This is a genomic window from Streptococcus sp. CF8_Ac1-9, assembly GCF_024295565.1.
GTDB lineage: Bacteria > Bacillota > Bacilli > Lactobacillales > Streptococcaceae > Streptococcus > Streptococcus parasanguinis_X.
In genome coordinates, this window is record NZ_JANCOY010000002.1 from 79,638 (window position 1) to 102,900 (window position 23,263).

Below are 23,263 nucleotides of genomic sequence, written 5' to 3' on the forward strand. Positions count from 1 at the left end.
GTCCCACTCTCTTTTTTCTTTCTACTGATATCTGTTCTCTCCTTTCTGAAAATATGGTAGAATAATAGAAATAGAAAGATAGGTGACCATGGATTACTTTAAACGACACAAATTTGATTGGTCCAAATTCCGTTTGGGGATGAGAACCTTTAAAACAGGGATTGCCGTTTTTATTGTACTACTTATTTTTGGAATATTTGGCTGGCGAGGCCTTCAGATCGGAACTTTGACAGCTGTTTTTAGTTTGAGGGAAGACTTTGATAAGAGTGTCCACTTCGGGGCTTCGCGTGTCATGGGCAACAGTATCGGAGGTTTTTATGCTGTATTGTTCTTCCTTTTAAAAACGCTCTTTCATGGGGCGTATTGGGTGACTCTTATTTTTGTACCCATAGCGACCATGTTAACCATTATGACAAATGTCGCTATGAATAACAAAGCAGGAATTATTGGAGGAGTTTCGGCAATGCTGATCATTACCCTCTCAATTCCTAACGGAGAAACCTTCTTATATGTTTTTGCCCGAATATTTGAGACCTTTATTGGCGTTTTCGTTGCGATTTTGGTCAATTCGGACGTAGATCGCATTCGCGATTTTCTCAAGAAACACAAAAAAGCTATGTAAGATTATATAACATTTAATCTTGACATAGATTTTTTTTTCGATATAATAGAATAGAAAGAGGAATGGTATGAAGGAAAAGGAATTACGACGCTCGCTGGCAGTCTTTCCGATTGGAAGTGTTATGAAGTTGACCGACTTGACAGCTCGTCAGATTCGTTATTATGAAGATCAAGGGTTAATTTCTCCTGATCGAACAGAAGGCAATCGCCGCATGTATTCATTGGACAATATGGACCGTCTGCTTGAGATCAAAGATTATATTTCAGATGGTTTGAATATTGCGGATATCAAGAAGAGATATGCGGAAAAAGAGCAAGAGCAAACCAAGGTGGTCAGCCAAGAAGCCATTCGTAAGGCTCTTCATCGTGACATTCTTCAGCAAAGTCGCTTCACATCTTCCCCATCGCCATATGGTCAATTTCGTTGATCATTTCATAAGCTTGTAATCTATTTTAAGGAGACAAAAATGTCAATTACTGCTGCAGATATTCGCCGTGAAGTAAAAGAAAAAAATGTTACTTTTATTCGCTTGATGTTCTCTGATATTTTGGGAACCATGAAGAACGTCGAAATTCCAGCTACCGATGAGCAACTGGACAAGGTTCTTTCAAACAAAGCCATGTTTGATGGTTCTTCTATCGAAGGATTTGTCCGTATCAACGAGTCAGATATGTATCTTTACCCAGATTTGGATACATGGACAGTCTTCCCTTGGGGAGATGAAAATGGTAGCGTAGCTGGCTTGATCTGTGACGTCTATACGACAGAAGGAGAACCATTTGCAGGAGACCCACGTGGCAACTTGAAACGGGCCCTTCGTCATATGGAAGAACTTGGATTCAAATCCTTTAACCTTGGTCCAGAACCAGAATTCTTCCTCTTCAAGTTGGACGAAAATGGAGATCCAACTCTTGAAGTAAACGACAAAGGTGGCTATTTTGACTTGGCTCCAACAGACCTTGCAGATAACACTCGTCGTGAAATCGTAAATGTCTTGACCAAGATGGGCTTTGAAGTAGAAGCCAGCCACCATGAAGTAGCCGTTGGTCAGCATGAAATCGACTTTAAGTATGACGAAGTTCTTCGCGCTTGTGATAAGATCCAAATCTTTAAACTCGTTGTGAAGACCATCGCTCGTAAACACGGTTTGTACGCAACCTTTATGGCTAAACCTAAATTTGGAATTGCCGGATCAGGTATGCACTGTAATATGTCTCTCTTTGACCAAGATGGCAACAATGCCTTCTTTGATCCAGAAGATCCACGTGGAATGCAATTGTCAGAAACTGCTTATCACTTCTTGGGTGGTTTGATCAAGCATGCCTACAACTTTACAGCCGTGACCAACCCAACCGTCAACTCTTATAAACGTTTGGTTCCTGGATATGAAGCACCTGTTTATATCGCTTGGGCAGGACGCAACCGTTCCCCATTGGTACGTGTGCCAGCATCACGTGGTATGGGAACTCGTTTGGAATTGCGTTCCGTAGATCCAATGGCCAATCCTTATGTAGCCTTGGCAGTCTTGCTTGAAGTCGGCCTTCACGGAATTGAAAATAAAATCGAAGCACCTGCTCCGATCGAAGAAAATATCTATGTGATGACACCGGAAGAACGTAGAGCAGCTGGAATCACAGATTTACCTTCTACCCTTCACAATGCTTTGAAAGCCTTGACAGAAGACGAAGTGGTGAAAGCTGCCTTGGGTGAACACATTTACACCAGCTTCCTTGAAGCCAAACGAATCGAATGGGCAAGCTATGCGACCTTCGTATCCCAATGGGAAGTAGACAACTATTTAGATCTTTATTAAGAAACAAGAGTAAAGAGGCTAGGACAAAAGTCCTAGCCTCTCAATTATTTTTGGGTTGTCGAGCAAGACGCAGTGGTTGAGTGGGCTCTACTACGCTGATTTCATCAGCTTTTACAGCCCTACTCAACTGTGCGGAGGTGGGACGACGAAATCGAATTCTAACGAATTACCGATTTCTGTCCCACTCTCTTTTTGATCCTCAAAAGGTCACTATAAAACCAGTCGAAACAGTGGTCTCAACTGGTTGTTTTTTTAATTTTCGTCATCTGGTGTGAGAATCATTGGGATAATGATAGGTTCACGTTCCGTGCTCTCGTATAAGAATGGGCGAAGGGCATTAACAATCGCACCATTGACGGTTTGGATATTGGCATCTTTGTTCTTCAAGGCGATGCGAATTGCATTGAAGAGGATGCGTTGGCTTTCACGAATCAGATCTCCTGATTCACGCATGTAGATAAAACCACGGCTCAAGATGTCTGGTCCAGCCAGGATCATCTTCGATTTGAAGTCAACAGTCGCAACAGCAAGCACAACACCGTCTTCAGAAAGGTCTCTCCGGTCACGAAGGACAGCAGCCCCGATTTCACCGATGCGGTTTCCATCGACATAGATATCTTGAGCATTGAAGCTTCCTGCGATCCGAGCAGAGTTGGCTGTAAGAGCGAGGACATCACCATTACTCATGATGAAGATATTGTCTTTTTCCACTCCGCAATCACGCGCAAGTCCTGCGTGGATCTTCTGCATCCGGTATTCACCATGGACAGGCATGAAGTATTTTGGTTTGATCAAGCGGAGCATGAGTTTTTGTTCTTGTTGCCCCCCGTGTCCAGAAGTATGGATGTTGTTGATCTTTCCGTGAATGACCTCTACACCCGCTTCAGAAATCGTATTGATCAATTTATTCACACTGGTTGTATTTCCAGGAATTGGACTAGAAGAGAAGATCACGGTATCTCCTGGTTGGAGTTGCACTTGGCGGTGCGTTCCGTTGGCAATCCGAGAGAGGGCTGCCATTGGCTCCCCTTGGCTTCCTGTACACATGATCAGGATCTCATTGGCCGCATAGTCTTTGATCTCATTTGGCTCGATAATGGTTCCAGCAGGGACCTTGATGTAGCCAAGCTCAATTCCGTTGACGATGGCTTTTTCCATCGAGCGTCCAAAGACGACGATCTTGCGACCGGTCTTGACAGCAGCCTCAGCAGCTTGTTGGAGACGGAAGATATTTGAAGCAAAGGAAGCAAAGATGATGCGCCCGTGGATCCCTTCGATGATCTTCATGATGGATTGGCCAACCACTTTTTCAGAGTTGGTAAAGGTTGGAATTTCCGCGTTGGTTGAGTCTGAGAGCAGACAGAGAACGCCTTCTTCTCCAAGAGCTGCCATGCGATGGAGGTCAGCTGGTTCCCCAACAGGTGTGAAGTCAAACTTGAAGTCTCCGGTACAGACAATCTTTCCTTGAGGGGTGTGAATCACAATTCCCAAAGGTTCTGGAATCGAGTGAGTCGTACGGAAGAAGGTTGCTTTAAGATTTTTAAATTGAAGCTCAGTGTTTTGGTTGATTTCGTAGAGTTTGGCATCACGAAGAAGGCCATGCTCTTCTAATTTTCCACGGATTAAGGCAAGCGCCAAAGGTCCAGCATAGATAGGGACATTGGCTTGCTTCAAAAGGAAAGGAATCCCACCAATGTGGTCTTCGTGCCCGTGGGTAATGAGGACCGCTTTGACGCGATCGATATTGTCAACGATATAAGAGTAATCTGGGATTACATAGTCGATCCCAAGGAGGTCATCTTCTGGAAATTTGATCCCGGCATCGACAATGATGATTTCATCTTGGTATTCGATCCCGTAGGTATTTTTTCCGATTTCTCCAAGTCCACCAATGGCAAATACACCAACTTCTTCAGGTTTTAAGGTATAAGCCATGGATTAGTACTCCGTTAGTTCAAAAGCACCTGACTCTTTCTCGTAAGCAAGGTGTTGCTCAGAAAGTGGTGTGATAAATTCAATGTTGAAATCTGTGTTTGCTTCAACCAATTGACGTGCTTGGATGCGTCCTTCGCGTTCGTTTGGTGCATCAATATCGAGATAAAGTGCATGCGTTGTTTCACGACGAGGGTTGCGGTCTTTTGTTTCCTGATAAAAAACTTTGTAAATCATGAAGTAATTTTCCTTTCATTATTTCGGTCCATTTGTTAGCTGCGGAGGAGTGCAATCACTAGAGTTTCCTACTCGCAACCAGTGGACCTGATTCGATACAATTAATTATCATTATATCATAAATTCGCCTGTAAGTAAAAGATAGACTGGAAAAGTCAGAGAGGCAAAGACCTATAATAGAGAAGCTTTTGAGCGGTTTTGGATAGGAAAATCCTGCGCTCTAGAGGAGAGTTTCGCTGGGATTTGAAGGGAATTTGTAGTATAATATAATCCAGTTCAAGAGGAGTAGGAAATGAAATTATTAGCATTTGATACCTCGAGTAAGGCTCTTTCTGTAGCGATTTTAGAAGATGAGACTCTACTTGCAGAAACAACATTAACCATTAAAAAGAATCATAGTATCACCTTGATGCCGGTCATCGATTTTTTGATGCAACAAATTGACTTGACACCCAAGGACTTGGATCGTATCGTGGTGGCAGAAGGTCCTGGGAGCTACACTGGGCTGCGCATTGCGGTCGCAACCGCAAAGACCTTGGCTCATACCTTAGGGATTGAGTTGGTCGGGGTTTCGAGCCTCTTAGCCCTAGTGCCAGATGATCTAGAAGGTTTGGTAGTTCCTGTCATGGATGCCCGTCGAAACAACGTTTATGCAGGTTTTTACCAAGAAGATCAGCTGGTTGCACCAGAAGGGCATTTTCCATTTGAGGAAGTCCTAGATCGTGCAGCAACAAGTGAGCAGGTCACTTTTGTCGGAGAAATCACTCCCTTTAAGGAGCAGATTGCCTCTAGCCTGCCAAGGGCTACTTACTATGAAACCCTGCCAAATGCAGTCAAAATCGGATGTCTCGGCCTCAAACAAGCGCCTGCAAGCCTCCATGATTTTGTCCCTAATTATCTCAAACGGGTCGAAGCAGAGGAAAATTGGCTCAAAGACCACACGGAAACAACGACCTCCTACATCAAGCGTTTATGATCAAAGTAGAAATCAAAAAGGGGCGAATTCAGGATGCAGCCGCTATTCTCTCTGTGATGGAAGATGTCTATACCCACAGCCCCTGGAAGTTGGAGCAGATCCAAGCTGATTTAGAGCAGGCATCAAGTACTTATTTCATAGCCCTGGATGAGGAGCGGCAAGTCCTTGGGTTTGTCGCCATTCAAGAGACTCTCTATGAAGCAGAGGTCTTGCAGATTGCGGTCAAGCGCGCTTTTCAGGGCCGAGGCCTAGCCCAGCAGTTACTCGCGCAGCTGCCGGACCAAAAAGAGATTTTCTTAGAAGTGCGCGTGTCCAATCAACCGGCCCAAGGCCTATACAAAAAAATGCACTTTGAAGAAATTGCACGGAGGAAAAACTACTATCACGATCCGATAGAGGATGCCGTGATCATGAAGAGGAACCCGAATGAAAGATAGATATATTTTGGCTTTTGAGACATCGTGTGATGAGACCAGCGTGGCTGTCTTGAAAAATGACGACCAACTTTTGTCCAATGTCATTGCCAGTCAAATCGAAAGTCACAAGCGTTTTGGTGGAGTGGTGCCTGAGGTAGCCTCCCGTCACCATGTAGAAGTCATCACCGCTTGTATTGAAGAAGCCCTAGAAGAAGCAGGGATCACAGAAGACGAGGTCACTGCTGTAGCCGTTACTTACGGCCCAGGCCTGGTTGGGGCTCTTTTAGTCGGCTTGGCTGCAGCTAAGGCCTTTGCCTGGGCGCACGGCCTTCCTTTGATTCCTGTCAATCATATGGCGGGGCACTTGATGGCTGCTCAAAGCGTGGAGCCCTTAGAGTTTCCGCTCTTAGCCTTGCTGGTGAGTGGAGGACATACAGAGCTGGTCTACGTCAGTGAAGCAGGAGATTATAAGATCGTCGGAGAGACCCGTGATGACGCTGTAGGAGAGGCTTATGACAAGGTCGGGCGCGTGATGGGCTTGACCTATCCAGCAGGACGTGAAATTGATCAGCTGGCCCACCAAGGATCTGATATCTACGATTTCCCACGGGCCATGATCAAGGAAGACAATCTGGAATTTTCTTTTTCAGGGCTTAAGTCGGCCTTTATCAATTTGCACCATAATGCCCAGCAAAAAGGAGAAAGCCTTTCCAATGCGGACTTGTCAGCGAGTTTCCAAGCAGCCGTTTTAGACATTCTCATGGCCAAGACCAAAAAGGCTTTGGAGAAATATCCGGTCAAGACTCTAGTCGTCGCTGGTGGGGTCGCAGCCAACCAAGGTCTCCGTGAACGCTTGGCTTCTGACATCACAGATGTCAAGGTTATCATTCCGCCACTGCGCCTCTGCGGGGACAATGCAGGGATGATCGCCTATGCCAGTGTCAGCGAGTGGAACAAAGAAAACTTCGCAGGCTGGGACCTCAATGCCAAACCAAGCCTAGCCTTTGAAGGAATCGAATAAGAAAAAGGAGCCAATTGGATGTACAAGGTCCAATGGCTTTTTTGCTGGGATCTCACCAACTAGTAGCGGATTTGCGAGGTGAAAGAAAATTCGGTATGATAGAAGGAATGAAAGATTGAGGAGGGAGAGAATAGATATGAAGAAAGAGAAGAGCTCTAAATATAGAATTGGTACGATGCTTGTCTTTGCGGTCTGTTTGCTACTGGTTGCAGGATGCGAATCACAAAAGAAAATTGAAAAAAGTGATAAGAGTAAAGAGTCATACGAATTTTCGGTCTATAATGCGAAATCCGATATTAAAGACTTTCAATTTATACATGCTAAAAATGGGCTTGTGGTCGAATGGAAGTTTGATGAAAAAGAACGGAAGAAATCTTTGAAGTCTCCCGATTCATCAGATTGGGTTGAGGCGAACTCTAATTATTTGGTTAGACAAAGAAACAGAGTAAGAGGTATTATTCCATCGAAAAAAATGAAGTCGGATGAATATGCCCATTTAGAGATTTATGATTTGACAGGGAGTAAGGCGAAACGAAAGGAAGTCGATCTTTGGAAGATGATGGTGGAGTATGTAAAAAATGATGATTTCGAGCTCTATGGATCTTTTCCAACTCTTCGAAAAATGAATGGGAATGACTATGCTATCATTAAAATTATGAAGCAAACTCAGCCACGTTATTTCTTACTTAATCTTAAAACCCTTAAAATTGATAAAGAAATAACGGAAGAAGACGTAAATGAGAAAAATAGAGTGTATCTCTCCATTTCTACCCTTAAAGGCTACACTGCTGGAGTTCTTCCGTTTGGTAATGGTTTTTGGAAGGAGGAATCTTACAAAGGGAATATCAATTTAAAGGCATCCTATCCGACTGCATTTAACCTCTTTTCAAAACCAGAAGGTTTTGCATATAAAGTGATTAATTCTGAGAATGGTGTGATTACGAATGGGAAAGAACTGATAGATCTAGAAACAGAATTTCTTAAATTAGGTTCCTCTGTGTACGATTATGCCTATCTACCTAAAGAACTGAGTGTAGAAAATAAAGATACGAAAATCTCTCAGTTCGATGAGATTCAACAGTATTATAACGGTAAACCTATTTCAAATTGGTACTGAGAGAATATTTAGAAAACATACAAGGAGAGTGAAAAAGAGGTTGTTATGCAAACAATAATTAATTTAGGGATATGGGAGAACAAGAATTACCATTTTGTTTGGGAGGAAAAAGTCATACTAGAAGAGACATCTTCTCCTAACTACTGGTCTTATGTATTGCTCCCTATTACATTATTTATTATCAACAAAATTTCGGATGGATTAGCGGAGGCTGGAATATTTGACAATCAGTTGGTACGACTTGGAACGATTCCAATTTTAGGTGTTATCTCCTACTTCTTAGCTGCGTGGATCGTTCGATATTACCATGCAAGCCTGAAATTACAGCCATCCAAGTTGGATGAGGATCAGTGCAAGAAGTTCATCAAGGCATTAAAGAGACGGAAGGTGTACTTTACATTTCTGGTCAATCTTTTTAGGTTCCTAACTGTAGCCGCTATTCTTTTGTTTGTCATCGGAAATGAAACCATTGCATCACTCTTTTTGATGATTAGTTTTATAGTGATATTTATGTTCAAATTTGATTACCAATTATCCAAATGGCCTGATATGATGGAGAGCATTGCTAAAAAAGTAGAAAAGAAAGATGAGGAAAGTTTATGAGATAGCATAGGTGGTGAATTGAGTGAGTAAAGCCTTATCTGGAAGATTGGGAGAAGAAAGCTGGATTTGATCAGACCGTCTAGGATGCTATGTTGAAAGCATGTAGGAAGTAAATAGGATGTTAGAATATAAAGAAACAAGTATTTTCTGTCACCAACTGGTAGAGTACAATGGCAAAAATTTTCTGTTAGATGCTAGTACCATGAAGCCTAAGCTCTATTATTGGGGGTTGCCAACGGAAGAGATCACTGTTGAGATGATGGAAGTAGATAAAAAGGTTACAATTCCAGGCACACCCATCAATAAAATAAAAGGAGGGACAGCAGCCATTATAGTCCAGCCATTTGTTGGAGTGGTTTATAGACTCTTACAAAATCTATTCAGTGAGTATGATATTAGTCAGCAAATTTTTCTAAAGATGGTCTTATTCATGGTTGCCATGCTTATATCTTTTGCGTTCTTTCGATTTTCTATAGCAAAGGCTCGTAAAAAAGTTAAGAATCTATTTCCTACAGCGACTAAGAGATACAGGGTGACTTTCAAGCCGATACCAGAAAGAAAGCAAATTTTTGATGCCCATCTATTAAATGTTGTCTTACTGGCCTGTTTAGCCATGTATTTATTCAACAATAATGGACAAGAGGGGATCTTTTTGGTGATAGGCGGTATTCTTACGGCTTTTCTATTGACCTTCGAATTTGGTAAAGTTCCAGTTCTTTTAGGAGCTAAAACAGGGAATTTAAGGCTTGATAGTGTAGAAGAGGTAATCATTGAAAAAAGTAATTAGAATTGAATGGATAAGAAAAAAAGAGTAGAAACGATGAAAAAAACGATCGTTTTGATTGTAGCGTTTCTATCATTAACAGCATGCGCCCAGTCTCGACAGGAATCAAAAGATTCTTCGCCAAGCAAAACGGAGCAGATCTCAAAAGAGTCTTCAACTGTTAAAAATGAAAAAGGCTTGCAGTTTGTGGTGGGACCACAGTATGAAGGAAAAGAATCAAATGTAATTGAATTAGGGAAGAAATTAACCAAGGAACATCCAGAACTTGGAAATCAAGGAAGCCTATCGATCAACTTTACTGGATCAACTTTTTCATCAAATCAACAAGAATATGCTGTTTTTCTATTGATTAACAAAGCTGGATTTCAAATTGATAAGGATTTTGAGTTTTCATTGAATTGGAAATATGATGGGCAATTCATATATCAAAATCAACGGATTGGCTATAAAATTAGTGACAGTGGAGCATTGCCGGATCAATCTGCTACGATTTTGACCTTGCCAATATCAAGCGAGCAAAAACAAATTGTCGAGACCATGACACAAGAAGAAAAGATGTCATTAGAGATATCAGATTTAAAAGTAAATCAGTAGGTAGAGATAGGAGTATAATGAGAGGTTATCTTTTCTATACCAGATCTCCTTTTTCAACCTTTTTTCTTGTGTTATAATAGAGGTCAATGATTCAGAAAGGAGTGAGATAGTGGAAAAAGATTTTTGGCAGGGGGTGAAGGATGCGTTGCCGACAGCTCTAGGTTATATCAGTATTGGCTTGGCTTGCGGTGTGGTAGCATCTCCCTATCTTTCTCCTTTGGAGATGGCCTTGATGAGTGTATTGGTCTATGCAGGCGCAGCCCAGTTTGCCATGATCTCCCTGATTGCAGCTCATTCCTCGATCCTCAATATGGCCCTGACGGTCTTTTTGATCAATCTCCGCAATATGTTGATGAGCCTGTATACGTCGTCTGACTTTAAGGATGCTAGTCTCGCTCATAGCATTGGGATTGGGAGCCTCCTGACCGATGAGAGTTATGGGGTCTACTTGAGTGAGAAGTTAAAGACGGATACCATCACAGTTCCTTGGATGCATGGGAACAATCTAGTGGGTTATGTGGCCTGGATCAGTGCCACTGTCCTTGGAACAGCTCTAGGGTCTCTTCTACCAGATCCAAAGGCTTTTGGGCTTGATTTTGCCTTAGTAGCTATGTTTATTGGGATTTTCGCAGCTCAGTTTCAAGGAATGCAACTGACAGAAAAGACCAAGACCATGCTCTTGGTGCTGTTAGCAGTCACAGTGAGTTTCTTTCTCTTTCTCTTTTTTGTTTCGCAACCGCTAGCTGTTCTAGCTGCGACCTTGATTGGCTGTTTTGTGGGGGTGGTCTGTGATGCGCGTGAATAGTTCGACCTTCATGGCCATTCTGTCCTCAGCACTTGTTACCTGGATTCCTCGGATCTTGCCCTTTCTCTTAGTCAAATACAAGGGACTGCCGGATCCTGTGACCCGCTTTCTCAAATACCTACCCATTTCCATTATCTTTGCCTTGGTGTTATCGAGCTTAGTAGATGGGAAAATTGGAAACCTCCCTCAGTTCCACTGGTTGGACCTCGTGGTGACTATTCCCAGTCTCTTTGTAGCCTTTCGTTACAAAAACCTGATGGGAACCGTCTTATTTGGGATTGTCTTGATCGCCCTCTTACGATTGGTATTTTAAATACAAAAATATGTTACAGAAAAATGACAATTATTACAAAAAAAACTTGATTTTTGTAATAATTAGAGTATAATGGGAGTCATAAAGATAAAGAGGTGATCTTATGAAAAAATCAATCTTCCGTTGGAGTGCCGCTGTTCTGGTAGCTGCTTCACTTGGTCTAGCTCTCGGTGGTTGTGGTGCAAAGGATAAAAAAACAGCTTCCTCATCCGAGAAAGCATCTACCAGCAAGGTAGAGAAAAAAGCCAAAAGTACTAGCAAAAAGAGTGCAGCATCTTCCTCTCAGGAAAAAGATACAGCTAGCTCTTCGACTCAAGCAAGTAGCGCGACAGCTACAAAAGACTCTAGTAAGAGCGAGAATGCGTCTGCTACGACGCAAGCTACTGTTCCTGCAGAACTGGTGGGAACTTGGGTAGGATCTAGTCCACAAGCAGATGCGATTAAAATGACAGTGGATGCCAATGGTAATGTGACAACAGTGGTTAGCTTCAAAAATGATAGCGAACCAACTCGGACAGCGACCTATACAGCAAAAGCTGTCCAAGCGACTGGAAATATCTACTATTGGAATGTTGAAGGATTTGATGGTGCGGATGCCTTGCTCCCTGGGATTACAGGCTTAGGTGGAGCCAACTTCCGATTTGAACCTGGTTTTATCTTGGAAGAAGGACACTATACACCGATTGTGTTTACAACAGATCTCAATACAGAATTTGACTACACCAAATACAACGATTTCCGCTTTTCATTAACCAAAGAACAATAAAAAAAGACGAACTCGATAGGACATCGAGTTCGTCTTTTTAGTCATTAGATTATCCAAGATAGATAACTTTGAACAATAGTACAGCTAAGATAGCAGCAAGAATTGGGGCTACAACGGGTACCCAAGCATACCACCATTTAGAATCACCCTTGTGCTCTCCTAAGACAGACTTTGGAAGGAAGGCGTGAACCAAACGAGGACCAAAGTCACGTGCAGGGTTCAAACCAGGTCCAGTAGGACCACCGAGTGATGTGACAAGAGCCATAACAAGGAAACCAAGGGCCAAGTGAGCAATTCCTAGACCAGGGGCATGTGCTTGTGATAAAGCCAATTTCGCTGCTGTTGAGGTAGCATCGAAGACTCCTCCTTGTTCAGTAGCAGCTTTTTGTGCAAGGCCTGCAACTTCTGCACCGAAGAAATTCTTGGTTAATCCAAGTGCACAAAAGAAAAGGACGAAAGATCCTGCAAACTCGTTGATAAAACCATTGATGGTAGCAGCCTTACGTGATTCAGGAGTTCCTTTATCCAAACTAGAAATCGTTGAGAATGTTCCCAAGATGTTGTTAGGATTTTCAGTCTGGAGATAGTATGGACGGTGAGCAGCAACGACAACCAATTGTCCAAACATAGCTCCAAGAAGTTGAGCAGCGATGTATGGTAAAACATTGGCCCATGGGAAGAGTCCGCTAACCGCAAGTCCAAGAGTAAAGGCTGGATTAATGTGGTTTCCTGAAACGTTACCAAACATCAAGGCTGGCATCATGACACCCATTCCGTACCCGATCGCAATGACAAGCCATCCGCTTTGATGACCTTTAGTTCCTTTTAATTCAACGTTTGCAACAGCACCGTTTCCGAGAATAAGTAGCAATGCTGTCCCGAAAAACTCAGTCATGAGTTTAACACTAAAATCAAAATCCATGATTCTAATAATCTCCTTTATAAATTTTATACCAATCCATTCTATCAAGTAAATACTAACTTGTAAAGAATTTTTAAAAATTTTATTTCAATAGATGAATAATAAAGTTAGTGAATTTCTATCAGTAATGAGGGCTTCCTGCTACCCAACCGGTACAGAGGGCGGATGTGATATTAAAACCGCCTGTATGGGCATTGATATCGAGGACCTCTCCTGCAAAGTGGAGTCCAGGAACTAGCTTACTTTCTAAGGTTTTAGGGTTGATTTCTTTGAGGCTAACCCCTCCCTTGGTCACAAAGGATTTGGCTAGAGACATCTTACCAGTGACTGGAATGGGCATTTCTTTTATCTTTTGGATCAGCTCTTCTGTCTGACTAGGAGTCAGCTGTTTGGCTTTTTCAGGGAATCCTTGGGCTAAGAAATCAGCTAGACGCTCAGGAAGAAGGGTTTTGAGGCTATTTTTAATGGCCTTTTCTCGATGCTCTTCGAGGAAGTCTTTTAGATCTTGAGAAGAAGTGGTTGGCAGGAGATCCAGAGACAAGATTTCCCCGCCCTTAACAAAGCTGGACATCCGAAGAGCTGCAGGACCCGAAAGTCCAAAATGAGTAAAGAGAAGATCGTGGGTGATCATGTGTTTGTCATAGCTCAGTGTGATATCTGTTAGCGAGATTCCTTGCAAGGCCTTATGGGGAAAATCTGTCAACAGAGGACTCTCTGCCGCTTCGAGATCGGTGATGGTATGCTTGAAGTGACGGGCAATCTCATACCCATAACCCGTAGAGCCAGTCGATGGGTAAGATTTGCCACCAGTTGTAACGACTAGCTTGTCAGCTGTCCACGTATGCTCAGAAGACTTGATGATAAAGACGTCCTCGGGCTTGGTGACAGAAACCACTTCACAGTTGGTGGCAATGCTAGCACCTAGCTCAAGGATCTTATTCTCTAAAGCTTGAATAATGGTGCGGGATTGATCACTAACAGGAAAGACCCGACCATGATCTTCGACTTTTAGCTTGACGCCATTATCGGTGAAAAATTGGATGATATCATGATTATCAAATTGGGAAAACACACTGTAAAGAAAACGGCCATTTCCAGGGATACCGGCCATCAAATCGTCTAAGGTCCCGTTGTTCGTGACATTACAGCGGCCTCCTCCGGTACCAGCGAGTTTCTTACCGAGCTTTTTATTTTTTTCGATCAGTAGCGTAGGTTGGCCATAAGAGGCACTGGCAATGGTCGCCATCATACCTGCTGGGCCACCACCGATGACAATGGTGTGAAAATGAGTCATGTAGATCCTTTCATGGTAACTTAACCGTTTTTGGTTTCATTGTATCATAAAATGGATGTCATGAATCAAAATAGTAGCTTCAATTTTTGGTAATTTGTTTTATTTTTTTAGAAAAAAGCTTGCAAATTTTCCGAAAAGGAGTAAACTGATAGGGATAAATGGATGTTTACTTCTAAGTAAGCAGAAGCGAGGATACGAATCCTTATTGGAAATGATCCAAAAAAAGGGAGATGAAGATGAAATTATATGTACAACTGACGATTATATTCACGATTTCATTAATTGGTGAAATCATTTCGGATGGGTTGCACTTACCAATTCCTGGAAGTATGATCGGGCTGTTGATCCTATTTTTATTATTGCAGTTTAAGTTACTACGCATGCGCCACGTCAATATGGTAGGAAATTTTTTATTAGCAAACATGACGATTTTATTTCTTCCCCCTGCTGTCGGTATCATGGATAAATTTCATGTGATTGCTCCTTATCTATTTCCGATCATGTTGATTCTAGTTGGAGCCTTGGTTATCAATGTGGCTTTAATTGCAATTGTGGTTAGTTTTATAAAAAATCGTTTTGAAGGTGATTATCCAGAAGGGGGACGCAAGCATGGCTAATTTTGCGAGTAATCCTTTATTTGGGATTGTCTTATCTATTTGGGCTTATTTGATTGGAATGTTAATTTTCCGCAGGTATCCTCATCCAATAACAACGCCACTTTTAGTGGCTACAGTTATCGTTATCTTATTCTTAATGATTACAGGAATTTCTTATAAAGATTACTATGTCGGTGGTTCCCTGTTAAATCAGTTGATTGGACCATCGACAGTCGCCTTGGGGATTCCTCTCTATAAGAGTTTCCATTTGATGAAGCATCATGCACGGAGTATTCTGATCGGCTCGACAGTGGCAGTTATTGTGAATACGATTTTTACAGCATTGATCGCGAAAGCATTTGGAATGAAGTACTTTCTAGCCATTTCGCTCTTTCCAAAATCAGTTACGACTGCAATGGCAGTTGGGATTACTGAAAAAATGCAAGGAATTACGACCATCACTCTTGTGGTAGTTGTAGCAACTGGATTATTAACAAGTGTCTTGGGCCCAACGATATTGAAACTGTTAAAAATAAAAGATCCAGTAGCTATTGGGTTAGCCCTTGGCGGAACAGGACATGCAGTAGGAACAGGGACAGCGTTTAAGTATGGTCATGTGGCCGGTGCTATGGCAGGATTGGCAATTGGGATCACAGGAATTTTGTATGTATTCATTAGTCCAATTGTGGCTTCGATGATTTTATCCTAAAACAATTTATTATTTTTCTGAGAGAGGCTCAAAAAGGCTCTCTTTCATTTTGTAGTGAAAGCTTAAAAATCAATCCGGAGTGAAAGAAGCTTTTCATGATTACTATCCAAAGCTTTTCCAAGCGTCTAAAAAATGGTATAATGAACTGTAAATTTCAGAAGTTGGAAGGAATGTCATTACTATGATGAATATGCAAGACTTAATTTAAGATTCTTTAGGTCTTGATATCATTAGAAATCTTGATTTTAAAGGCTTTAGAGTTCAAAAAAATTAACGATATTCAATAATATTACATTATATTGGACAGTAAATGGACAGTGACAGAGTGTTTGAAGGAGAGTAAAAGAGGATTAAATGCCTCTTTTTTATATGTTTGTGGACTAACGGATTTATTCCTTTTTGTGTTTATATAACTTATTTTACACTACCTAAAATCAAGGTATTGAAATAAATATTTCTAAAATAAATTGATACACGTAATGAGTGTTTTATGATATACTAGAATCGTATATAGAAAATTAGTCTATATAATATAAAAAATAATTTTATAATTTAGTGGCGAGAACTGAGGTCAAAAATTGATTAAATATCAATGTTACCATGGTACTGGCGAAAGTAATTCTAAACAAATTCAATCTTCTAAGGAGTTTAAATTCACCTATCGATCGAATCATTGGTTGGGGCAAGGAGTTTATTTTTTTATTAATGATTATGAAAAGGCTAAATGGTGGGCGAAGCATAATCGACCTAATAAAAAAACAAGTCCAGTAGTGCTAAGATGTGAGGTTGAACTAAAAGACTCAGAATTATTAGATTTAAATACTGAGAAAGACCTTGATAAACTTGATAATTTTGCTATAGATTTCTTTGAATCCTTGAATAGAGAGAAAATAACTATCAAATTTAAAGATATACATGAAAAAAATTGCAAGGTAATTGATATGTTTTTGGAAAAAAACAAGGGATATAAAGCAGTTCATAGAACCTTTGACTCAACTAAAACAAGTTTGAAGGAAAACGGTGCTGGCTTTAACTTATTATCTGATCAGTTGTGTATTATTGATCAGAGCGTAATCCCGTTTGAGGATATAGAATTAATTCGATTGGTACATGAAGGAGGTAAAATATGTTAAGTAGAGAACAATTAATAGAGCTTTTAAAAGGTGCAGATGTTCATTTTGAAGTAGACCAAAAAGAGCCATCTATTATATATAGTAATGGACAAATTGAAAAATACGAAGAAACTCAATTACCAAGCGGATATTTATCTAATTTGAATCATAGTATATATCCAAAGATAAAAACTAAAGTTAGTGTTGAACACATCAACTTTGAATTTTTAATTAAATCAAAATTGGGTAGTAACTCTGCAAATATTAGAAATATAGAAATGAATAAATTAGGTGATGCTGCATGAGCATAGATAGTGAATTAATTTTAAAAAATGTTAGAGTCAAATCTTTAAATTATTCAATTAACGAGGCAATTGATTTGTCTGAGATAAAAGATGTCGATATTTTGATATCACCAACACCTAGTTTAGCTAAAGATGATATCCATTCAGGTGTTGTGGAATTATCAGTTGAATTATTTGATGAATTTTATATAGAAAATAACAAACCTTTTCATATTGAAATTGTTGTTCAAGGGATGTTTACTGACTGTGATCAAACGTCAAATATGAACGTTTTTGAAAAGTATTTCCCGAACATGATTAGCATCCTATATCCATACGTCAGATCATATATATCAGCTACAACAGGGATGTTTGGAATTCAAAATGTACAGATTCCGGCAATTAACGTATACGATCTTATGCAAAATCTATCTAAATCTAATAATACAAAATAAGATATTCAATGAAAAAGGCTTGTAAAATCAATTAAAGTTCTTCCCTATCATAATATAAAATCTTGGAAGATTTCTAGGGTTTTTCTTACTCTTTGTCAACTGTAGTGGGTTGAATAAAAGCTAACATCTGGAGAGGACGATCGTCGTTCTCTCCATTTTATATTCAGAGCGATAAAAATTCGTTTGTTGTTGTAGTAATCAATGTGTCTTTGATGGCTTGTTCCAATTGCTCAAGTGACTGAAACGTCTTCTCATAAGCATAAAACATCTCAGATTTAAAAATAGCAAAGAAAGTTTCCAGCATGCCGTTGTCTGGACTATTTTCCTTACGTGACATTTAGGGCTCAATACCTTTACTCTCTATAAAGCGTTGATAATACTGGTGTTGGTATTACCAATCCTGATCACTATGTAGAATAGTGTTCTCATAGTATTCTTCTGTTTATTACTAGAGAATACTTATTTTTCAACAGTTTAATAACTGTAATAACATAAAAAAATCTCTGCATTATGCAACACTTAATTTAAGATTCTTAAAGTCTTGTTATTTATCAAAATACTGATTTTAAGCTATTTTGCATTCGATAAAATCAACAATTTATAGATGTATTACATCATATTGGACAGTAAATGGACAGTGACAAAGTGTTTGAAGGATGAGTATGGGAAATTAATTACTTTTTAGAAAAATATCTTAATTCTATTGACAAAGTGTTCTAAATGTAGTATTATAGTATAGTTATTATTTATTAAGTTATATAATGACAATATCAATAGTATTAAAAAACTACTCCATATAAATGAAGTAGCTATCGATGTATATAGTTTTGTGGTTTACGGCAATAAACTACAAAATGATTTACTTCTCCACAAATAGGAGTAAATTACTTAGTTACGGTTGCGCATTTTTTTGCGTAGCCGTTTTCTTTTTTTGTTTGTTAGCAAACTGGTTGACGTGCAACAATACATCTTGTCCAACGTAGAAATCATTTGTGGTAGCACTTTTGAAAGTAACTTCAGACAAGAAATGTATGAATTGCTATGTGTTGAAACAAGCATCAAAAGAATGTGAGTTGTTAATAAGACAAATTGAAATAATAGGACTATTCCAGATGCCTTTGTTTTGCTTTGAGGTTTGTTTTTGTTAAACCGCAAATTGGATATAAATCCCAAGATAGACACTAATGTGTAAGTATCCAAAACTTTAGCTGAAGCAGAGATACAAGTGGAAGTATGAAAAATAATCACTTGTAATAGCATAGTAACAAGAAGAGCAATTAATGGTTTATTTTTGAATTTGATCATAGATTCCCTTTCAGTTCAAAAGAAAGTGGAGAAATTAACCATTTAATATACATCTAAGAGGAAAAAATAAAAAACCGTCCTATAATTCTGCCTTGATGAAAGTATGCAGGTGGTAGCAAACGCCCAAAAACAAACCTAACTCAAATTAGGTATTGTCCTGAGCACACATTACCATATCTCAGCCTATTCGAGCTAAGATTTCTTCCATACTTCTCAGCGACAAGTATATATAACGATTCTCCTATATTTTACATGATACACTTTTTATAAAAAGCGCACAATTATTCCTCTACAAAGATTATATCACAATTAGTAGGAATACACAATTAAAAAATTTCTTACAAAGGAAAAATTTGGGAGCCTATATAATATACAAGATAATATTTTGAATAATACTTATTTGCTGTTATAACAGACATTGTTTTGAATTTCCATTATAACAGACATTGACACAATTTTGTAATATTATTTTGGTAAAATAATATTACAAAAGGAGGCGAAGGATATGAAAAAAATTATAAGTGTTTTGCTACTGTCAATAATGGCAGTTCTATTAATTGCATGTTCTAAAAGCAATCAACAATCGTTGGATGGTGAATATTATTGGATATCGGACGAAAGAAATGAATTAGCATTTACTATAAAAGGTAACAAAGGTTCTATTGAGCATGGAGAAGCTGATAACTTTAGTATTGATAAACAGAAGAAAACCATTGAGTTAACTGGACAAGATATTGCAAACAGGACAGAAGAATATTCGTTTAACGATGGAGTCTTTTCTGTTGATATTAGTGGAATGAAACATGACTACTACTTAAAAGGTAGCAGTGCATATAAGAAAGCTCTTAAAGAATTTGGTTATAGATAAGAAAATACACCTATTTTACCGAATAGGTGTATTTTAGTGCTTTTTAGATGATTTATCTATTTGGACTTATCAATTTGTACCAAATAGTTTATATTTCTTACCAAATAATTAAATCAAAAAATTATATAGTACTTTATTCTATAATTGATCCATGAATAATTTAAAAGAAGAAAATATTAGAAGAGCTATCTGGGGGAGAAGCACAACGTGTAGCCTTAGCAAAGATCATTTTAAAAGATCCTCCTCTAATTTTGGCAGATGAATTAACTGCCGCTCTTGATCCTGAGACCTCACAGGAGATTATGGACTTGCTCCTAACATTAAAAAATAAGGAACGTCTGATCATTATTGCAACACATAATCCAACCATTTGGAAACAAGCTGATCAAGTGGTAAGCCTAAAAATTAGTCAATGAAGAATAGGGTAATAGCACAGATTTTCATTCTACTACATATTAATTTTCATAACAAAACACCCCAAAAGATAGATTATAACATCTATCTTTTGGGGTGCTGTTTATTATTTATTTGACCCTAAGTCTTTTTCTACGATTCTTAATCCGATTGGAAAATCATCTTTTCCCAATTTCAATTTCTGTTTCTCAATCAACTTAGCATCCTTGAGACTATATTGTAATAAATGTCGACCAGTAGCTAGATACAACATATTTTCATTTGAAATTGTAAGAGAATTTATTTCTTCTGGTGTTTCACCTGAATCGTCATCCAACACAATGGCTTTTATAGTTTCATTTTGTAAATCAAGAACAGATAAAATATTCTTTCCTTCTACCTCGTGCTTGACGACAAGGTAATGATTATCTGGGCTTGGATAAAGCATATTAGGATAAGGATTGGGTAAGGTAAATAATTTCCTTTCTCCAGTGTGCAAATCGACTGACAACAATTGGTTTCCTGCCACCTTCTCAAAAGTATCTGTATCACGAATTGCAGAGATACTTACGAATGCCCTATCTTTGACAATTGCCAAGCCTTCTAACATTTCAACCTTTTTACCATCTGAAGTTAATCGAATTCTATCTTTTTCTTTCCAATGCTCTTTTTCATTTAGTACTATTAAATCTGAATCCAACACGCCTTCTGGACGATTTCGTTTTGGATCTTGATAAGCAATCTCAGCATATACGTTAGAATTATTTGCAACAATCTGACTCGAAATTGCTGTCATTTGGTTAAATTTTTTCTGAAAAACTTGCTTTCCATTAAGAGAAAAGACTGTTAATATTCCTGAGTTTGCATCTGTTTGAGCAGTATAAAAGTAATTAGAAGAGATACCTGATCCCATCATTGCATAATTCTTAGTATGATTTTTCCTCATCTCACCTTTAGAAAAATCAATTGAAATGATATTTTGATGATCTATTGGTGCAAAATCATCACCTTCAGTTATGATCATCTTATCACCACTGTTTAAACACGAAAACCAGAGATTAACATACGTTGCTACATCAATTTTTTCTACTCGATGTAACTCGAGCTTATTCTCTTTCTTAGTATATGATTGAATACTTTTTGAGGTGACCAAGTAAAGATTCGATTCTGGATCAACTTGAAACATTGGTGTTTGGACCTTAGAACAAGAAAGCAAAAGGAAGAATAGAAATAAAATCCCAAAAAGATAAGAGCGTTTCATATATCATTCCTACTATCTATTTCTGTATACAATAGTTGTTTTAGAATTTTTAACAAATTCACCCGGATGAATTGCAATTGCTGAGCCAAGATCATTGTCACTTTTATTCAAATCGATTCCTGATGTGTAGTAATACGCAGCCCATACAAGTTGAGAACAATAAAAACTATTTGTTTGTCGAGCATTCCAAAAATTTAAATTATAGGGTTTTCCTACCTGCTCACCTGCCCAATGACCGGCATTCCAATCTTGTTGAATAGTTGTTGTCTTTACTCCTACTTGCCAAACAGTTCCTTGAGTCCACTTTCCTTTTCTTAATCTTACAGGACTATTACTATTAGCTGCCTCTGCAACAGAGTAATTTTTTTGTGGCGCAATTATTCCAGCATGCCAAGTATTAAAGGGGCCTACCCCAAAACCTTGATCTGTTACACAAATTAGACCGTCTCGCCAGCTCCACGAACCAACACTTGTCCGTTCCATTGTTTTTAAATCACCTAATACAGGAGCATTTAGACCGTACTCTTTATATTCTATTTCTTTATTTGGAATATCATTTAGAATACTTTGTTTTTTATCGCTACTTTCGGTATTACTAATTGTATCTACATTCACAATTTTTATATTTTGAAAACTAAGAATGAATACCATCGACATTATGATTATTCTTGTAAATTTTCTCATTTTTTTCACCTAATGAAGCATAATCTTTTAACTGATTTGCGGAATACATAATTCATCTTTTCTAATTCACGAATTTAATTTTGATACAATCTTAATATTATATTATCAACTCTTATTTCTTGAAATTTAAATCACCTCTATCCATTTCACGACTTACTTTTTCACCAAGCATAATTTTTCTCACCACACGTAGCCATGGCTGCTAACAGCTCCTCTGGTGTCAGTTTCTTCAACCCTCCATAGGTTGGATCCTGTACATGTGTATCGGGATCTAGATAATAGATTGCTGAGATGTCCTTACCATCTGCTGTCAATTCATAGCCAACTCCAACAACATTATGTTCCCCACTTTTTCCAGGATAGATTTGTGCCACATTGAAGGTGTAATAGAGAGGATACCCATCATCGATATCTTTGCGCACGCGTTCTTTAAAGATTCGGATATCTTCAGAATCTGGACGAGCGTCTGTTACAGTAGCTAGTCGATAACCTGCTTGGTTTCCACTTGGTTCTGGATAGCCAAATAGATTCTGATTCAAGACGCGAATCGCATCTCGATTATGAGTCCCATAGGGATTATAAGTCCCCATTTCCTTAGCCAATTGATGTTGAGAGACGCTAACCCCTCGACTAGCCAGCATCATATGGACTGTCGCAGGAGCACAGAAATACCATTCTTCTTGAAGTTTTAAAGAAATAGGCAATAGTTTTCGGATTCCTTGATTCTCTTTGGACGATGTTTCTTGTTTGACCGATTGAGAAGGTTGCGTATTCTCTGGTATTGAAACTTGTTCCTTGGTTGAAGATGGCAAAGTTTGCTGAGTTCCGACTTCCGTACTGCCTTCCTTAATTTTTAATCGCTCTGCTACCTCTGCTGGCATTGGAGGATTAGGTTCTGTACGCTCCTTTGTTTTTACACTAACTGTTGTTGATGAAGAGGGTGTGACCTTACGAGAGCTGAAAGTACTTGTTTTACTTTCTTTTGTTGTCTCTTTACAGCCAGATAAACCAAGCAAAGTCAGAAGTACAAGGAATAAATGAACTTTTCTCATGATTTTTCTCCTTTCTACCATACCTATTTATCTACAATAAAAAGATAACGAACGATTTTAAAATTGAAATCTATTTTTTCTTTCTAGAATAATAATACACAAAATAAAAAAGCAAATGTCAAATTGTCTCTTATATACACATTTTATACTTAGACAAATGAACTCAAAATATTTTCCCCAGTATTTAGTGGTTCAAACTATGTTATCAAAGCCTTCTGAACGGAAATCTCTTTATTCGATAATTGAAAATTATTGTATTTTATATTAAAAAAAAACCAAAATGTTAGATGAATTCTAACATTTTGGGTGCAATTTAAAATTATTATTTA

The 23,263-nt window shown here is 38.8% G+C and carries 26 protein-coding genes and 2 pseudogenes; 20 read left to right on the plus strand and 8 right to left on the minus strand.

All coding sequences use genetic code 11. The annotated features are described in order from the left end of the window. Window positions 1-88: 88 nt before the first annotated feature. From NML76_RS03870 to glnA, 3 genes are all read left to right on the plus strand, one after another. The gene (locus NML76_RS03870) at window positions 89-622 is read left to right on the plus strand and encodes an aromatic acid exporter family protein (protein WP_070676019.1); all 534 of its coding nucleotides are present in this window, start codon (window positions 89-91) and stop codon (window positions 620-622) included. A gap of 67 nt (window positions 623-689) precedes the next feature. Further along, complete coding sequence (locus NML76_RS03875) at window positions 690-1,049, plus strand: MerR family transcriptional regulator (RefSeq protein ID WP_014713966.1); 360 nt, start codon at window positions 690-692, stop codon at window positions 1,047-1,049. Window positions 1,050-1,088: 39 nt separating this feature from the next. Continuing rightward, window positions 1,089-2,435, plus strand: a complete 1,347-nt coding sequence (gene glnA, locus NML76_RS03880) for a type I glutamate--ammonia ligase (protein WP_003008870.1) — start codon at window positions 1,089-1,091, stop codon at window positions 2,433-2,435. A gap of 252 nt (window positions 2,436-2,687) precedes the next feature. Here the strand turns inward: glnA and NML76_RS03885 are convergent, their stop codons facing one another. Together NML76_RS03885 and NML76_RS03890 are read right to left on the minus strand one after the other, a co-directional pair. Beyond that, window positions 2,688-4,370, minus strand: coding sequence for a ribonuclease J (locus NML76_RS03885; protein WP_003003107.1), 1,683 nt, complete (start codon window positions 4,368-4,370; stop codon window positions 2,688-2,690). A gap of 3 nt (window positions 4,371-4,373) precedes the next feature. After that, a complete protein-coding gene (locus NML76_RS03890) occupies window positions 4,374-4,604 on the minus strand; it encodes a DNA-directed RNA polymerase subunit epsilon (RefSeq protein WP_003008866.1) in 231 nt (76 codons plus the stop codon). A gap of 292 nt (window positions 4,605-4,896) precedes the next feature. On the opposite strand from NML76_RS03890, the gene tsaB reads away from it, so the two are divergent. The 10 genes from tsaB to NML76_RS03940 all read left to right on the plus strand — a co-directional run bounded on the left by tsaB (window position 4,897) and on the right by NML76_RS03940 (window position 11,999). Continuing rightward, window positions 4,897-5,580: a tRNA (adenosine(37)-N6)-threonylcarbamoyltransferase complex dimerization subunit type 1 TsaB gene (gene tsaB, locus NML76_RS03895; protein ID WP_155170271.1), complete on the plus strand. Its 684-nt coding sequence runs from the start codon at window positions 4,897-4,899 to the stop codon at window positions 5,578-5,580. Then, window positions 5,577-6,017, plus strand: a complete 441-nt coding sequence (gene rimI, locus NML76_RS03900) for a ribosomal protein S18-alanine N-acetyltransferase (protein WP_155170335.1) — start codon at window positions 5,577-5,579, stop codon at window positions 6,015-6,017. The genes tsaB and rimI overlap by 4 nt, the downstream gene beginning before the upstream one ends. Next, entirely contained in the window at window positions 6,007-7,017 is a 1,011-nt protein-coding gene (gene tsaD / locus NML76_RS03905) for a tRNA (adenosine(37)-N6)-threonylcarbamoyltransferase complex transferase subunit TsaD (protein ID WP_118396417.1), read from the plus strand. The genes rimI and tsaD overlap by 11 nt, the downstream gene beginning before the upstream one ends. 136 nt (window positions 7,018-7,153) lie before the next feature. Further along, complete coding sequence (locus tag NML76_RS03910; protein ID WP_195623441.1) at window positions 7,154-8,134, plus strand: hypothetical protein; 981 nt, start codon at window positions 7,154-7,156, stop codon at window positions 8,132-8,134. Between the two features lie 45 nt (window positions 8,135-8,179). Further along, the gene (locus NML76_RS03915) at window positions 8,180-8,737 is read left to right on the plus strand and encodes a hypothetical protein (protein WP_195623440.1); all 558 of its coding nucleotides are present in this window, start codon (window positions 8,180-8,182) and stop codon (window positions 8,735-8,737) included. 118 nt (window positions 8,738-8,855) lie between these two features. Then, window positions 8,856-9,524 carry a DUF443 family protein gene (locus NML76_RS03920; protein WP_195623439.1) on the plus strand — a complete coding sequence of 223 codons (669 nt, stop codon included), beginning with the start codon at window positions 8,856-8,858 and terminating at the stop codon, window positions 9,522-9,524. A gap of 6 nt (window positions 9,525-9,530) precedes the next feature. After that, window positions 9,531-10,115, plus strand: coding sequence for a hypothetical protein (locus tag NML76_RS03925; RefSeq protein ID WP_195623438.1), 585 nt, complete (start codon window positions 9,531-9,533; stop codon window positions 10,113-10,115). 109 nt (window positions 10,116-10,224) lie between these two features. Further along, on the plus strand, window positions 10,225-10,920 hold the full coding sequence (locus NML76_RS03930) for an AzlC family ABC transporter permease (protein ID WP_195623437.1): 696 nt from the start codon (window positions 10,225-10,227) through the stop codon (window positions 10,918-10,920). Continuing rightward, a complete protein-coding gene (locus NML76_RS03935; RefSeq protein ID WP_229099265.1) occupies window positions 10,907-11,233 on the plus strand; it encodes an AzlD domain-containing protein in 327 nt (108 codons plus the stop codon). The genes NML76_RS03930 and NML76_RS03935 overlap by 14 nt, the downstream gene beginning before the upstream one ends. A 103-nt stretch (window positions 11,234-11,336) precedes the next feature. Then, the gene (locus NML76_RS03940) at window positions 11,337-11,999 is read left to right on the plus strand and encodes a hypothetical protein (protein ID WP_195623436.1); all 663 of its coding nucleotides are present in this window, start codon (window positions 11,337-11,339) and stop codon (window positions 11,997-11,999) included. A gap of 49 nt (window positions 12,000-12,048) precedes the next feature. Here the strand turns inward: NML76_RS03940 and gla are convergent, their stop codons facing one another. Both gla and NML76_RS03950 read right to left on the minus strand, forming a co-directional pair. Further along, entirely contained in the window at window positions 12,049-12,921 is an 873-nt protein-coding gene (gene gla, locus NML76_RS03945; RefSeq protein ID WP_195326997.1) for an aquaglyceroporin Gla, read from the minus strand. A 121-nt stretch (window positions 12,922-13,042) separates the two neighbouring features. Then, window positions 13,043-14,215, minus strand: a complete 1,173-nt coding sequence (locus NML76_RS03950) for an NAD(P)/FAD-dependent oxidoreductase (RefSeq protein WP_195623435.1) — start codon at window positions 14,213-14,215, stop codon at window positions 13,043-13,045. A gap of 236 nt (window positions 14,216-14,451) precedes the next feature. Between NML76_RS03950 and NML76_RS03955 the strand changes: the two genes are divergently transcribed. From NML76_RS03955 to NML76_RS03975, 5 genes are all read left to right on the plus strand, one after another. Then, entirely contained in the window at window positions 14,452-14,832 is a 381-nt protein-coding gene (locus NML76_RS03955) for a CidA/LrgA family protein (RefSeq protein WP_041818372.1), read from the plus strand. Next, entirely contained in the window at window positions 14,825-15,520 is a 696-nt protein-coding gene (locus NML76_RS03960; RefSeq protein ID WP_003008843.1) for an LrgB family protein, read from the plus strand. The genes NML76_RS03955 and NML76_RS03960 overlap by 8 nt, the downstream gene beginning before the upstream one ends. A 578-nt stretch (window positions 15,521-16,098) precedes the next feature. Next, window positions 16,099-16,653 carry a hypothetical protein gene (locus tag NML76_RS03965; RefSeq protein ID WP_215194925.1) on the plus strand — a complete coding sequence of 185 codons (555 nt, stop codon included), beginning with the start codon at window positions 16,099-16,101 and terminating at the stop codon, window positions 16,651-16,653. Beyond that, the gene (locus tag NML76_RS03970) at window positions 16,647-16,937 is read left to right on the plus strand and encodes a hypothetical protein (protein WP_215194926.1); all 291 of its coding nucleotides are present in this window, start codon (window positions 16,647-16,649) and stop codon (window positions 16,935-16,937) included. Before NML76_RS03965 ends, NML76_RS03970 begins: the two co-directional genes overlap by 7 nt. Further along, window positions 16,934-17,371 (plus strand): protein-export chaperone SecB, encoded by a 438-nt coding sequence (locus NML76_RS03975; protein ID WP_215194927.1) that lies wholly within the window; start codon window positions 16,934-16,936, stop codon window positions 17,369-17,371. Before NML76_RS03970 ends, NML76_RS03975 begins: the two co-directional genes overlap by 4 nt. 95 nt (window positions 17,372-17,466) lie before the next feature. Here the strand turns inward: NML76_RS03975 and NML76_RS03980 are convergent. Then, window positions 17,467-17,813: pseudogene (locus NML76_RS03980) on the minus strand (IS3 family transposase); the annotation flags it as partial. A gap of 1,368 nt (window positions 17,814-19,181) precedes the next feature. Between NML76_RS03980 and NML76_RS03985 the strand changes: the two are divergent. Together NML76_RS03985 and NML76_RS10230 are read left to right on the plus strand one after the other, a co-directional pair. Then, window positions 19,182-19,544, plus strand: a complete 363-nt coding sequence (locus NML76_RS03985) for a hypothetical protein (RefSeq protein WP_049472622.1) — start codon at window positions 19,182-19,184, stop codon at window positions 19,542-19,544. A gap of 182 nt (window positions 19,545-19,726) precedes the next feature. Beyond that, a pseudogene (locus tag NML76_RS10230) lies at window positions 19,727-19,960 on the plus strand (AAA family ATPase); the annotation flags it as partial. A 104-nt stretch (window positions 19,961-20,064) separates the two neighbouring features. Here the strand turns inward: NML76_RS10230 and NML76_RS03995 are convergent. The 3 genes from NML76_RS03995 to NML76_RS04005 form a co-directional block, all read right to left on the minus strand. Then, on the minus strand, window positions 20,065-21,198 hold the full coding sequence (locus NML76_RS03995; RefSeq protein ID WP_070505544.1) for a hypothetical protein: 1,134 nt from the start codon (window positions 21,196-21,198) through the stop codon (window positions 20,065-20,067). A gap of 12 nt (window positions 21,199-21,210) precedes the next feature. Continuing rightward, a complete protein-coding gene (locus tag NML76_RS04000) occupies window positions 21,211-21,882 on the minus strand; it encodes a YiiX/YebB-like N1pC/P60 family cysteine hydrolase (protein ID WP_061455979.1) in 672 nt (223 codons plus the stop codon). Between the two features lie 161 nt (window positions 21,883-22,043). Beyond that, a complete protein-coding gene (locus NML76_RS04005) occupies window positions 22,044-22,934 on the minus strand; it encodes a C39 family peptidase (RefSeq protein WP_215194928.1) in 891 nt (296 codons plus the stop codon). Window positions 22,935-23,263 lie beyond the last annotated feature (329 nt).